Genomic DNA, 12,931 nt, shown 5'->3' with positions numbered 1-12,931 from the left:
TTTGAAACAGCCCTTGTATATCGGATATTGATCGCTTTAAGCTTCCATGTACGCTTCTACCGGCTCGCAGGTACAGATAAGATTCCGGTCGCCCAGTGTATTGTTTACGCGGGCTACTGAAGGCCAGAACTTATTCTGCGCCACGTACGGCAGCGGAAATGCGGCTTCTTCCCTGGAATAGCTGTGCTGCCAGTTGCTGCTGACAACGGTTTGCTGGGTATGTGGCGCATTTTTTAACGGGTTATCCTTTACATCCCATTCTCCGGTTTCGATTTTCTGGATCTCTTTCCGGATTTGTTGCAGCGCATCACAAAAGCGGTCCAGCTCGGCTTTATCTTCACTTTCGGTTGGCTCAATCATAATGGTGCCCGGCACAGGGAAACTCATGGTTGGCGCATGAAACCCGTAATCCATCAGTCTTTTGGCTACATCTTCCGCCTCTATCTGCGCGGTCTTTTTAAACGGACGCAGGTCTACAATAAATTCATGTGCGCAAAGGTTGTTGGCATTGGTATATAAAATATCAAAGTCTTCTGCCAGCCGGGAGCGCATATAATTGGCATTTAAAATGGCATACTCGGTTGCGGCTTTTAGTCCGCCGGAGCCCAGCATCCGGATATATGCATAAGAGATCAGCAGGATGGACGCCGAGCCATAGGGTGCGGCTGATACGGCACCTGCATGTGCACTGCCGGGTGCTGCAGGAGGGGTTTGCCCGTTGCCGTTTAATGCAATGGTTTTTGCTTTGTGTATGGAAACATGACCTGGCAAATGTTGCGCCAGGTGCGCCTTTACACAAATGGGACCCATGCCGGGGCCACCGCCGCCATGCGGGATGGCAAAGGTTTTATGAAGGTTCAGGTGACACACATCCGCACCGATCAGTCCGGGCGCTGTAAGTCCTACCTGGGCGTTCATATTGGCGCCGTCCATATAAACCTGGCCGCCGTTTTCGTGGATGATCCGGGTGATCTCTTTTACGGTTTCTTCGTATACACCATAGGTGCTGGGGTAGGTGATCATGATACCGGACAGGGTGTCGCGGTATTGTGCCGCTTTTGCCTTCAGGTCTTCCACATCAATATAGCCGTTTTCCAGGGCTTTTACCACCACCACTTTCATGCCGGCCATCACCGCGGAAGCAGGGTTGGTACCATGCGCGGAAATAGGGATCAGCATCACATTCCGTTGCGGGTTACCTTGCGCTTCGTGATACGCTTTAATAGTAAGTAAGCCGGCGTATTCGCCCTGGGCACCGCTGTTGGGCTGCAGGCTGCAGGCATCAAAAGCGGTGATCTGGCACAGGTATTGGCTCAGTTCCTCAACGATCTGTTTGTACCCTCCGGTTTGACTGGCCGGTGCAAAGGGGTGGATATTGGCCCAATGCGCCCAGCTAAGCGGAATCATTTCTGTGGCGGCATTCAGCTTCATGGTACAGCTGCCCAGTGAGATCATGGAGGTATTCAGCGAAAGATCTTTATTCTCCAGGTACTTAATATACCGCATCATTTTGCTTTCGCTGTGATAGGTATTAAATACGGGGTGAGTGAGGTACGAAGAGGTCCGGGAAAGTGATTCGGGGATATGCCGCAATTCTTCCTCGGTGCTTAATGAAAATGAAACAGGATCGGAGTCATTTTCAAAACAATTGATCAGATCGTAAAGATCTTCGATGATAACGGTTTCATCCAGCGATATACCAATGTGCTGATGATCGATCTGCCGCAGGTTTATTTTTTGCTGCGCCGCTTTTTCAATGATGGCATTGGTATTGTTTACCTCAACCACAAGTGTATCAAAGTACTGGTTGCTTACCAGTTTAAAGCCGCGTGCTTCAATAGCCTCTCCGACGATCTGGGTATAAATGGCCACCCGCTCAGCAATGCGTTTCAAGCCTTCGGGACCATGATATACGGCATACATAGCCGCCATATTGGCAAGCAGGGCCTGGGCGGTACAGATATTGGAAGTTGCCTTTTCCCGTTTAATATGTTGCTCCCGGGTTTGTAAAGCCATACGCAGTGCACGGTTACCCTGGGCGTCTTCACTGATACCGATGATGCGGCCGGGAATATTGCGTTTAAATTCGTCGGTTGCGGTCATAAAGGCCGCGTGCGGACCTCCATAGCCCAGCGGAACTCCAAAGCGTTGTGCCGAGCCCACCGCTACATCGGCCCCCAGTTCTCCGGGAGGCGTTAATAATGTTAATGCCAGCAGGTCTGTAGCCATGGCCACATAACCATCGGCAGCGTGTACCGTTTCAATAAATGAGCGGTAGTCTTCAATGCTGCCTTTGTTATTGGGGTATTGCACCAGGGCACCAAAAAACGCATCGGTTATCGTTGCGGTTTTATAATCTCCTTCCACAATTTCGATCCCAAATGGCTCCGCACGGGTATACAACACATCTTTTGTTTGCGGAAAGATCTCTGTGTCGATAAAGAATTTCGGTTTCTGGATATGCTCCGAACGGTTCTTCAGGTGAAAGAACATGCCCATCGCTTCGGCTGCTGCCGTTGCTTCGTCCAGGAGGGAGGCGTTGGCCAGCGGAAGTGCTGTAAGATCGCTGACCACGGTTTGGTAGTTCAGCAGGCTTTCCAGCCTTCCCTGTGAGATCTCTGCCTGGTAAGGCGTATACTGGGTATACCACCCCGGGTTTTCAAAAACATTGCGCAGGATTACCGAAGGCGTAATGGTGCCGTAATAGCCCTGCCCGATGTAGTTATGAAAAATTTTATTTTTCAGTGATACGTTCTTTATATGGCGCAGGTACTCATTTTCGCTCATGGGTTTGGGCGTGTCCAGGGCTTCCTGCATCCGGATCCCCGAAGGAACCGTTTGTTCCATCAGTGCCTCCAGGCTGCCAAGACCGGTTTGGGCCAGCATTTTTGCAGTTTCTTTTTCATCCGGGCCGATATGGCGTCTTAAAAACTCTGTCGATTGAACGTCTAAAATATTCATATAACTTCTGCGGTATTAAGTATCATTGAGGTGTGCAAAGGTACACGCATTTTACGAGAAAATTCCGTTTGCAATTGTTGCGCAGCATCGGCGGCACGGGCTGGTAAATAACGACTATAGTCCTGTGGCGGCCCTTTTTTTACAGGCTATTTAATTATTCAATCCGTTTGTATTTATCTTTTTAGCAAACGCTACTTTTTTTTGCAAATTTTCAAAAACGAAATGTTGCAGATGAAAACGATTCAACCGATTGCACATCCGGCATGTGCCAATCGGCAGGTGGATAATGGACAGCAGTTCCCTGGCATCAGTAACAGGACGTCTTTATCCGGCCCCCATACCAAAAACTTTTTAGAGCCGGGGTTGGTAAGCTGGTCAAGATACCGCTCAATAGGCGGTGTCAGGCCTTTTGTGTGTTTTTCATAATCAAAAATAAGACACTTGTAGTGATAACAGCACACAGGCCATAAGCAGGTTTTCGCCGGCAAATAACTAATTTTGCAACAATTAAATTCAGCAGATCCAGCAATGGCAGCAGATGCATTACAGAATTGGGGAAAAAAAGCAAAGGAGCACCGGAAAAATTACCAGCAATTTTTAAAACGGGCGAATAAGAACCAGGTACTGAAACAGCTGCCGGCTTTAAACGAAGCGGCTTTTAAAGCAGTGGACTGTCTTACCTGTGCCAATTGCTGTAAGGGATATTCTCCCCGGTTTAAAACGCCTGATGTGAAGCGCATCGCCCGCAGCCTGGGATTAAAGGAAAGTGTTTTTATTGATACGTACCTGAAGGTAGATGAGGAGGGCGACTTTGTGGTAAAACAATCGCCCTGCCCTTTTCTGAATCCCGACAATACCTGCTCTATTTATGAGGTACGTCCCTCTGATTGTGCCCGCTTCCCTTACACTGATGAAGATGTATTGATCAAGCGCCCGGGGCTGACCCTGAAGAACAGTGAGTTTTGTCCTATTACCTATTATGTACTGGAACAGCTCATTGCGGGAGGGTAGTTTTCAGGTTTAACGGCCAAGGTTCCAGGTTAGATCCGTTTCATGCTCAATACGGGATCCCTTCTCATTTTCAAAATTCCAATGGAATTGCATGTAACGAAAATTACCGGACCCCTGCGGACCTTCTTCTTTTACATTCCTCTAAGGCGGAACAGTTCCTCGCAAAGTCCGAAGCTCAGGGTCATACCCGCGCCTCCCAATCCATTAATGATCCATACCCCCGGTTCCGGCTCCAGTACCAGTTCCGTTTCGCCGTTTGTTAATTTAGGATAGGTGCCGTTCCAGGTTTGTACAATCGTTTCATCCTTAAAACGGGCAAAGGTGCTCAGGTAATCCAGAATGAGCTGGTTGATAAAATGACGGTTGAACGGATCATGGGTATGGCCGTATTCATGCGAGTCACCGATGGTAAGCGCGCCGGCGGCATTTTGTGCCACCATTACATGAATTCCCCATTTCAGGTGTTCTGCATATTCATGCATATAACGTGCACTCAGGGCAGGCAGGGCTGTTGCGGCTTTGAAGGAGGCATAATGCATCAGCGATAGGCCTCCGCAAAGCGATGGGCCAATGCGCCATTGCTGTGGTTGTTCCTGCATCCGCAGCATCTGTAATTTGCATTTGGTAAGCGGCGCTCCGGCAAACCATTGCGGGTAGAGGGTTTCAAAATCAGCCCCGCTGCAGATATAGATCTCATCCGCTTCACAGGTTTTTGTACCCATATATACCGCCGGGTGCGTAATGGCGGTTACAGCGTTCCCCCACATAAAGCGTACATTCCATTTCCGGTTCAGCCAGTTGGCAATAGCCGCAATAGCATCTCTTGCTTCCACGATCATTTCCTCCGGGCTGTAGAGGCTGCCTTTTAGGTTGGCTGGTACAACTGCCGGCGACCGGTTGAGTGTTTGATCCGGCGAAAGTAACTGATATCCCCGGGGCTGGTAGATACCGGCCAGCTCCTGCAGCACCTTCCATTCATCTGCATGATGGGCTACATGCAGCGACCCGGCTTCTTCATACCAGATACCGGCTTCGTTGCAAAGTTCTTTCCAGATGGCTTTTGAGTGCAGGGCGCGTTCATAGAGCACTCCATCCGGTTGCCCGATGGGCCAGATCATACCGAAATTGCGCACGGAGGCACCAACAGAAGAGCCGGAACGTTCGATTACCGTTACCGCATAGTTGCGCACGGCTAACGCGCGGGCAGTGGCCAGCCCTACAATGCCGGCTCCGATAACAATCGCTTTCTTTTTACTCATACCGCAGGATTTTTGTAAAGATCATGGTTTTCCGGTTGCGGTGAACGCTGTTCCCGCTGCGGTCTGAAAATGGTGCAGCCGCCATGTCTCCCGCACCATACCAGCCTAAAGAAACGCTGTGGTGAAAGCCGTACACGGCATATACGTGTGGTGCGCTGTTTTGAATTCTTCAGGATTCATTGCCCCATGCTGCGGCATCGTTGCATCACCTGCAGGCCACTGTGCCCTGGGGTAGCAAAAACCCGCGGAGTACGCCTGTAAATCAGGACCCGGTGGGTGACTGAAAAAAGTAAATCACCAGGATCCATAACCGGTCCCTGGTTTCATTCACGGGTACATGCGGCAGCCTTCCGTCAAAGTACAATGAATCGCCCGTATTGAGTTGCAATTTTGCCGTGCCCAGCTGAAACCTGACCGGTCCATTAAGAATATAAAGGTACTCGTAGGCATCGGTACTTACCGGTTTGCGCCGGGCGCCGGGTTGCAGCTCCAGTAATGATATCTGGAAGGACCCGGCCGCTACCGTTTCTTCCAGTACAGAAAAATAATTAAAGCCAACGGCCTTTTCTTCCTTTACATAGGGATGATAGCTTTCGCGCGGAATGTGCACGTAACCGGGAAATTCATCTTCTTTTACGAGCTCGGAAAAAAAAGAGTCCAGCGGAATATTGAGTTGCTGAATAATAGAGAACAGCGTGGGAATCGTGGGGATCATCCGTCCGTTTTCAATTTTTGACAACAACGCCGACCCCATCCCCGTACGCGCTGCAAGATCAATCAGCTTCAGCCGTTGCTGGTTGCGGTGTTTACGGATGATCTGTCCGATCCGATGGTAATTCAATGTATTCCTGGGCCGGTTGGATTTGTTTTCAGCTGTTCCCATTTTCGTTGATGATTGGAAGTAGGTAATAGTGGCCCGGTCGGAGTTGGCTTCCGGATGACCCCGGCCGGCGGGCGGCAAGTTAATGGAAAAAAGCCTGAAATCTCCGGGCAGTTTCATTTTGATATACCGTGTTTAAATTTTAAGGAGGGTCGGTCTCAATAACCATGTAAAAGAAAATAAAAATTTCCTATTAAGAAAAAAAAATGTCGTATTTGGAAAATATTATTAAATTAGCTCCGGATTTAACCCGATGGTTAAATAACGATTTGCCAAAAGCCAGGACGAGAACCAGACTTTAACCGAACTGATATGTGTGAAAAAAAAATCATCAGCGTATTTTTTATTGTGCTCTTTATAGCCGTAACCGGCCGCCTTGCAGCACAGGATAGCAGCACGGTGAAACCGCAGGCGGTCATAAAGGACACCGCATTTCGCCGACTGAACAGTCCGCCTGTTGACCTGCTGCATTACCTGCCTGCGAGTACATTGCCGGCATTGCTGGATGCGAAAGTACCCGGCGTTACCACACTGCGGAAGTCTTCCGAGCCCGGAATCCCCGCCTGGCTACTGGTAAGAGGGTTGCACGGGCCGGTATCCAAACAAAGTGATATTTATTCGTTGACTCCACTGTACGTGGTGGATGGCATTCCGCTGATACAAAACCACGCATTTCCGTTTGGGATCAAGCAATATGATTACGAACGGATCGGTTCTGAAACGGATATCACCACCATGCTGAACATTAATGATATTGAATCTATAGAAGTATTAAAAGATCCGGCAGATATTGCTGCTTACGGAGTACAGGGTGTTGATGGGGTAGTGCTGATCCGCAGCCGGAAACCGAGCCCGGGAAAATATCGCATTCATGTAAATCTGTATGGAGGTGTTTTAGTGCGGCCACATGATATTAAAACTGCAAACGGACGGTATGAGCGTGATTTCAGAAAGCCTTTTTATGATGCGTACGCTACACAGCAACAGTTATCAATGTTTCCGGCCTATTTAGCGGATTCATCCAATGCGGTGTATTATGGCCCGGCCAACTGGGACGAGCTGTACTATCAGAATGCCTGGCAGCACTCGGTGAATGCTGCTATCTCCGGAGGCTCGGAGCGGGCTTATTTCAGACTGGGCCTGGGTAATGTGCGCGAAAACGGCATCATGCGCAACACAGGGGTAGACCGGTATAACGTTTCGGCCAACATTGGGATGGTGCCTTTTGATCATCTTACCATTACTACACAAATACAATTGGGGCTTACAGACCGGACCCGAAATACATTGCTGCGGGAGCGCTTTGCAGAGCAGGAATATATTCCCACCCTTACGGCCCCGCTGTCGCCGAATAAAGATTATTTGTCCAATTACTATTCCTTGCTGGACCGCTGGTCCTTCGATAAAAACCAGGATCATTTCCTGGCAGGTATGATCAAGGCCGCTTACCAGCTAAAGCACTGGAACCTCAGCAGCTCATTCCTGATGAACTATCATGATAACAACCGGGACCTGTATTTTCCTACGACGATCAATGATGGTAATAATTTCGCTTCCTATTTTATTGGTCTGGACAAACGGTCGGCCTGGAAAAATGAAATCAGCTATAAACCGGAACTGGGCGCGGATATGGTACTGCAGCTCACCGGTGCTGCCGGTGCGCAGTGGGATCGCCGCAAGTATGATTATATCAAGGGATATCGCGGCGGGTCTGATTTTGTAAAGATCATTGCCGGCGGATCCACCCCCTCCTTTCAGGAGGGAACGGTGTTTGGCTTTAAAGATTATCTGAACCATAACCTGGTTTCTTTTTCGGGCCGTGCCAACTTTATGCTGAAGAACCGCTATGAATTTACCGCAGCTGTAAGCAGAGAGGGGTCTTCATATTTTCAAAACGGGTACTGGTGGTTTACGTCGCCTTCGCTGGCCACTGCCTGGGATCTTAAAAACGAACTGGATCTGGGCTCCGCATTTTCTTCATTCAAAATCAGGGCGGGGATCGGCCGCACCGGTCGGGTATTTGATAACGACAGCTATGGATACGGCCCGGTGTATACGGTAGATAACGGGTACAATGGTGCCCCATTCATTCCGTCTTATGGGTCGATGCCAACGCTCACGCTTCCCTTTAACCGGGGCTATACCGGTTGGGGCATCGGATGGGCGTATGCCGATCAGGCAACGGTTGGGGTGGAATTCGGTCTTGGTGAAAGATGGAATATTGCGGCTGCTTATTATTTGCGTAATGATAAGAATATGGTGGCTCCGGTACCCGTACCCACCGAATACGGTTTTACAAAGGCGTATAAGAACGGGCTGGCCGTAAAGAATACCGGTTTGGAAGCAAATATCGGAACGAGCTTTGGCAACGGTTTTAAATGGAGCCCCAATCTTTTGTTACACTGGAACAATAACCAAATTACCGCCTTGCCCGACGGGTTAAGCAGCATTACTGCCGATGGCCGCCGCCTGCAAAAGGGACAACGGGTAGATGCTTACTGGTTGCTTCAAAACGATGGTGTTTATGAAAGCGATGCGGCGGTTCCTCTAAATGCTGCTAACGGACAACGTTTAACCTACTATGGTGTTACGGTGAAAAAAGGCGATCCCCGCTGGCAGGATGCAAACGGCGACTTTAATGTAGATGACAACGACCGGGTGTTCCGGGGTAATATGTACCCTAAGATCAGCGGTGCTTTCAACCAGTCGTTTTATTATAAGAATTGGTCGTTGAATTTGCTTACCGCTTTTGCGTGGGGCAAATACCTGATCAACGAAGCCGTGGCCAACCGGTTTGATTTTGCAAATCGTGAAGTGTCGGGCAGTATGAGTGGCGTAAAAGAAATCACCTTCTGGACGCAAATACCTGACCGGGAAAAGTATCCGCAGTACAACCCCTGGAGTTTGGTACAGCCATACCAGCGGGATCAAACCCTGTTTTTAGAAAAGGCCGATTTCCTGAAGCTTAAATCGGTGTTACTTTCTTACGACATGAAAGACCTCGGCTGGGTGAAAAAAGCAAAGATCGTCTCGATGAAAGCCTATATCACCGCCAATAACCTGCTTACGGTTACGCCGTATACCGGCCGCGATCCCGAGCTTTCGAACTATATGGGGTATGATGACGGGTATGGCGTTCCCTTTGCCCGGAGCTTTTCCATCGGCCTGCAGTTAGACCTTTAATAAAATAAGATTTTTATGAAACCGTACAATATCCTGTTTCTTTTTTTAATCGTTCTTTTCACGCGCTGCGGAAAAGAATTGGATTTGCCTTCGCGCCACCAGGTGCCTGAAAATAATATGTGGCAGCAACGCAATGATGCCCGATCAGGAGTGTTTGCTACTTATGGATTAATGCGTGCAGCCCTGGCCAATGAAAATGCATTTTTCGCTTACGGGGAATTAAGAGCCGGCAACTTTAAAGCCAGCAACCGTGCGGATATTGGTGCCGTAACCACCCAGCAGCTCAATGCTAATTTCAGCACATTGGAAGAGTGGAAGGACTGGCGCCGGTTTTATGCCGTTATTGCCCAGGCCAATCTTTGTTTGCAAAAACTGCCACAGGTACTTGAAAAAGACTTTCGGTACAATGAGCAAAATATGAAGGTAGATATGGCTTCGGTGCGCTTTCTGCGGGCCCTGGCTTATTTCTATATCGTACGTATCTGGGGAGATGCACCTTTGATTGCCGATGCAGTAGATGGCAATTTTTCCGGCCGTTCCAGGGATCCGCAATCGAAAATACTGGATTTTGTAGAACAGGAATTAACTGCGGCATCGGCAAATCTTCCCTGGAACTACGATGGCAATCAGCCGGAGCAGATCGGTATCTATTATGATCAGGCCGGCAGCTTCTGGCTCTCCTGTATCGCCTCCAAGGCGGCCTGCTATGCCCTGCTGGCGCATGTATATGCATGGAGGGGCGACTATGCGGCCTGTGAATCCAATGCAAGACTGGTATACGAAAACACAAGTTTGGGCAAGTATACATTTACGACGGCATCCACACTTACCGCAGAAACCGGCGGCGTATTCAGCGCTTTGGGCAACGGTGTTATTTTTTCGCTGACGGCGGATTCCCGTTACCAGGAGTCGGCGGCTAAAGGACATCTCGAAGACTGGACGCTGAGCGCACCCCTGGTTGATAAAACGGTGCCGGAGGTATATGTGCCGGCGGATTCGGTGTTGAAGATCTTTAATGAACCCAATGATCAGCGTTTTGCCATCAGCCTGGCGGGTGCAGTAAGCGGAGGATATTTCCAAAACTTTACCAACCCGGTGCCGATGTTCAGCAAAATAAAAGCGCGGACATTTACCCAGCAGCCATTGTTTAATAATTTTCAGTCGGCCATTGTCGTTACCCGGTATGAAGATATTGTGCTGCTGAGAGCCGAAGCCTTGTATTACCTCAACGATCTGAATAATGCCATGGTGTATCTGAATGCGGTACGCACCCGGAGAGGCCTTACCGAATTTAACCTGCAAACCGGCGGCAACCTGCTCAACGCTATTTTAAAAGAGCGGCAGCGGGAATTACTGGGAGAAGGGCAGCGTTGGTTTGACCTGGTACGCAACCGGCAGGCACACCTGTATTCCGGGTTAACAACGGATCAGATAACACGGGGGGCTGCATTGTGGCCGTTATCTAAAAACACGCTGGCCAATAACGCGGCGGTGCAACAAAATAGTTACTGGAAATAATATTCAATCTTAATATAATGAATACGGCAAAATATTATTACATCCTCTGCCTGCTTTCCGTTGTGATGGGTGTTTCCTGCCAAAAGGACAATGCCTACAGGAACGATGAACCGGAGGGGAACAAGCTTCCATACAACGTATATGAGTACCTGCAACGGCAGGGCCGGGGTTTCGATTCGCTGTTGCTTATTATTAACAGATCCGGCTTAAAGGATACCCTGGTTTCCCAGAATGTAACCTTCTTTATCCCTTCAGATGCCAGCATCACTAGCGCGGTCGTAAATTATAATAACCGCCGCAGCGGACAGGGGCTGGCACCGGCAGCGCTTAAAGATATAGACAGCTCTTCATTGCGGCAGCTGCTGGAATATTATATCGTAAGAGGAAGCTGGACGGCGGATGCGGTTGCTGTGAACAGGGATGGTATATACCTCCGCACTGTGGGCGACCGGATGGTTAACGCAGCGCAGCAAACAACCAGTGCGGAGGGCGTGCAGTACGGAGGAAGCCAGGTACTGAAATACAGTTTTACCTATAGCTCAAAATGGCAGGAAGATTGGTCGAGCAGCCGCACCAGTACTACAGATATCCGGCTCTCCAACGGTGTGGTACATGTACTGGAGCCCGGTCATATTTTTGGCTTTGGTACGTTTCATATCCGGGCAGCCGAGCGCCAGAATTACTGGAGCGATTATTATTATTATTCCTCCGGCACCTTGTATTTTCCCGATGCCACGAACCGCTCCTGGGGGCCGCTGGCTACCGCTGCGCTGAGGAGTGGTAAAAGAGTATCAGCGGTTTCGGCCAATGAAGTGATTATGGATGGGGTTGATTTTATCGGCGACCCGCTGTACAAAATAAAGATCACCCTGGATAACCGTGATAGTGTAATTGCGATAGGGCCGGCAACAGCGCAGGCAGACCCTACACTGAAGAAACATGGTCCCAGTTATTTTGACCGTTCCAAGTTTGCATTCTACCTCGATTACCAGTACGAGCGGGCCTCCGGGCCACGCATCATTATAGAAGAAGTAAAACTCAATAAAAACTAATGGGCATGAACAGAAACCATAACTATCTTTTAAACGTTGTGCTGGCACTGGCATTGTTTGCAGGGTGTAAAAAAACACCTCCTGTAACAGAATACCTTAGTCCCAGGGTTAGTTTTGCTACAGACACATATATGCCTGTATTGGGTAGAAATCTTCTTGTGTTAACACAGTTCAGTGCCGATAAATCCAGCTATCCGCTCAACTTCGAATTACAGAATCTGCGCCGGGCCAACGGTACACCTGCGCCCGAGTTAACAGCGCTGGTAACGGTAAAGGAATGGGTAGGACGCTATACGGGCATGGAAACCTCCCTGGCAGAGATTGAGGCCAAGCGGCAGGAAGTGCAGAAGCCTTATTTCACCATTCGCCCCGGTTCCGGCGACCTGGTATTTGCGGCAGCGTCCTCTGCCGTTATCCATGGAAAACCGGATACGGATTCACTTTACCTTTTTGATATCAATGTATCCAACAATACCGGGGCCAGCAAACTGTTTGCCAATCAAAAACTCATTCCCTATAAGGAAATACCTTATGAGCCTTTTGAGTACAATAAGGAAACCCGGAAACCCCTTACTGAAAATTTTCAAACCTATCCGCCGGTGAACACCACTTCCATCACGGTGCCCAAGCAGGTGCGGTTAACCACATCCACCAACCTGTACTACACCACCGATAGTCTCCTGCAACCCTATATGGCGGCCGTATATTTCCGGAAAACAGGCAATGGCAATTCGCTTACTTTCCGGTTCCTGGATAAAGACTCGTTACCCATTAACCCGGCAAAATTCAGTAATACCAAATGGAACGAGCTGGTGCATGGCTTCAATATGCAAATGACGAGCAGCTATGTAAAGTACGATGCAGCCTATCCCATACCACTTACTTCCCTCGCCACCAAGTATACTTCGGGCGGACAGGCAAAGGTATTATTTGAATACCCCCGCCGGGGTTTTGGCAACACCCTGCGTAACGGAGTATTCGGTCTTAATTTTTCGATATACGAACCGGGCGACTGGGAAGTTGTCTTTCATTTCAAAAAGAACCTGAAGTTTGAGAACGATTAATAA

At 49.1% G+C, this 12,931-nt stretch carries 8 protein-coding genes; 5 read left to right on the top strand and 3 right to left on the bottom strand.

Annotation, left to right across the window (positions count from 1 at the left end):
- Window positions 1-36: 36 nt before the first annotated feature.
- Entirely contained in the window at window positions 37-2,961 is a 2,925-nt protein-coding gene (gene gcvP, locus LQ567_RS07400) for an aminomethyl-transferring glycine dehydrogenase (protein ID WP_231003709.1), read from the bottom strand.
- A gap of 528 nt (window positions 2,962-3,489) precedes the next feature.
- On the opposite strand from gcvP, the gene LQ567_RS07395 reads away from it, so the two are divergent.
- Entirely contained in the window at window positions 3,490-3,972 is a 483-nt protein-coding gene (locus tag LQ567_RS07395) for a YkgJ family cysteine cluster protein (RefSeq protein WP_231003707.1), read from the top strand.
- A 131-nt stretch (window positions 3,973-4,103) separates the two neighbouring features.
- Here LQ567_RS07395 and LQ567_RS07390 read toward each other — a convergent pair whose 3' ends face one another.
- Window positions 4,104-5,231, bottom strand: a complete 1,128-nt coding sequence (locus LQ567_RS07390; protein ID WP_231003705.1) for a TIGR03364 family FAD-dependent oxidoreductase — start codon at window positions 5,229-5,231, stop codon at window positions 4,104-4,106.
- Window positions 5,232-5,493: 262 nt separating this feature from the next.
- On the bottom strand, window positions 5,494-6,231 hold the full coding sequence (locus LQ567_RS07385; RefSeq protein WP_231003703.1) for an XRE family transcriptional regulator: 738 nt from the start codon (window positions 6,229-6,231) through the stop codon (window positions 5,494-5,496).
- A 192-nt stretch (window positions 6,232-6,423) separates the two neighbouring features.
- On the opposite strand from LQ567_RS07385, the gene LQ567_RS07380 reads away from it, so the two are divergent.
- Genes LQ567_RS07380 through LQ567_RS07365 form a run of 4 tightly spaced genes read left to right on the top strand, consistent with a single transcriptional unit; the run spans window position 6,424 to window position 12,928 of the window.
- Window positions 6,424-9,294 carry a SusC/RagA family TonB-linked outer membrane protein gene (locus LQ567_RS07380; RefSeq protein ID WP_231003701.1) on the top strand — a complete coding sequence of 957 codons (2,871 nt, stop codon included), beginning with the start codon at window positions 6,424-6,426 and terminating at the stop codon, window positions 9,292-9,294.
- 15 nt (window positions 9,295-9,309) lie between these two features.
- Window positions 9,310-10,812 (top strand): RagB/SusD family nutrient uptake outer membrane protein, encoded by a 1,503-nt coding sequence (locus tag LQ567_RS07375; RefSeq protein WP_231003699.1) that lies wholly within the window; start codon window positions 9,310-9,312, stop codon window positions 10,810-10,812.
- A gap of 17 nt (window positions 10,813-10,829) precedes the next feature.
- Window positions 10,830-11,864 (top strand): fasciclin domain-containing protein, encoded by a 1,035-nt coding sequence (locus tag LQ567_RS07370; protein ID WP_231003697.1) that lies wholly within the window; start codon window positions 10,830-10,832, stop codon window positions 11,862-11,864.
- Window positions 11,865-11,869: 5 nt separating this feature from the next.
- Window positions 11,870-12,928 carry a DUF5007 domain-containing protein gene (locus tag LQ567_RS07365; protein WP_231003696.1) on the top strand — a complete coding sequence of 353 codons (1,059 nt, stop codon included), beginning with the start codon at window positions 11,870-11,872 and terminating at the stop codon, window positions 12,926-12,928.
- The last annotated feature ends 3 nt before the right edge of the window (window positions 12,929-12,931 follow it).

The organism is Niabella pedocola, from assembly GCF_021044425.1.
Lineage (GTDB): Bacteria > Bacteroidota > Bacteroidia > Chitinophagales > Chitinophagaceae > Niabella > Niabella pedocola.
Note: the sequence above shows the minus strand (reverse complement) of the source record. Positions and strands in the feature narration are given on the sequence as shown.

Coding starts and splice junctions, on each gene's coding strand:
- LQ567_RS07385 (WP_231003703.1), bottom strand. CDS start 6,231: ATGAAACTGCCCGGAGATTTCAGGCTTTTTTCCATTAACTTGCCGCCC.
- LQ567_RS07375 (WP_231003699.1), top strand. CDS start 9,310: ATGAAACCGTACAATATCCTGTTTCTTTTTTTAATCGTTCTTTTCACG.
- gcvP (WP_231003709.1), bottom strand. CDS start 2,961: ATGAATATTTTAGACGTTCAATCGACAGAGTTTTTAAGACGCCATATC.
- LQ567_RS07390 (WP_231003705.1), bottom strand. CDS start 5,231: ATGAGTAAAAAGAAAGCGATTGTTATCGGAGCCGGCATTGTAGGGCTG.
- LQ567_RS07370 (WP_231003697.1), top strand. CDS start 10,830: ATGAATACGGCAAAATATTATTACATCCTCTGCCTGCTTTCCGTTGTG.
- LQ567_RS07380 (WP_231003701.1), top strand. CDS start 6,424: ATGTGTGAAAAAAAAATCATCAGCGTATTTTTTATTGTGCTCTTTATA.
- LQ567_RS07365 (WP_231003696.1), top strand. CDS start 11,870: ATGAACAGAAACCATAACTATCTTTTAAACGTTGTGCTGGCACTGGCA.
- LQ567_RS07395 (WP_231003707.1), top strand. CDS start 3,490: ATGGCAGCAGATGCATTACAGAATTGGGGAAAAAAAGCAAAGGAGCAC.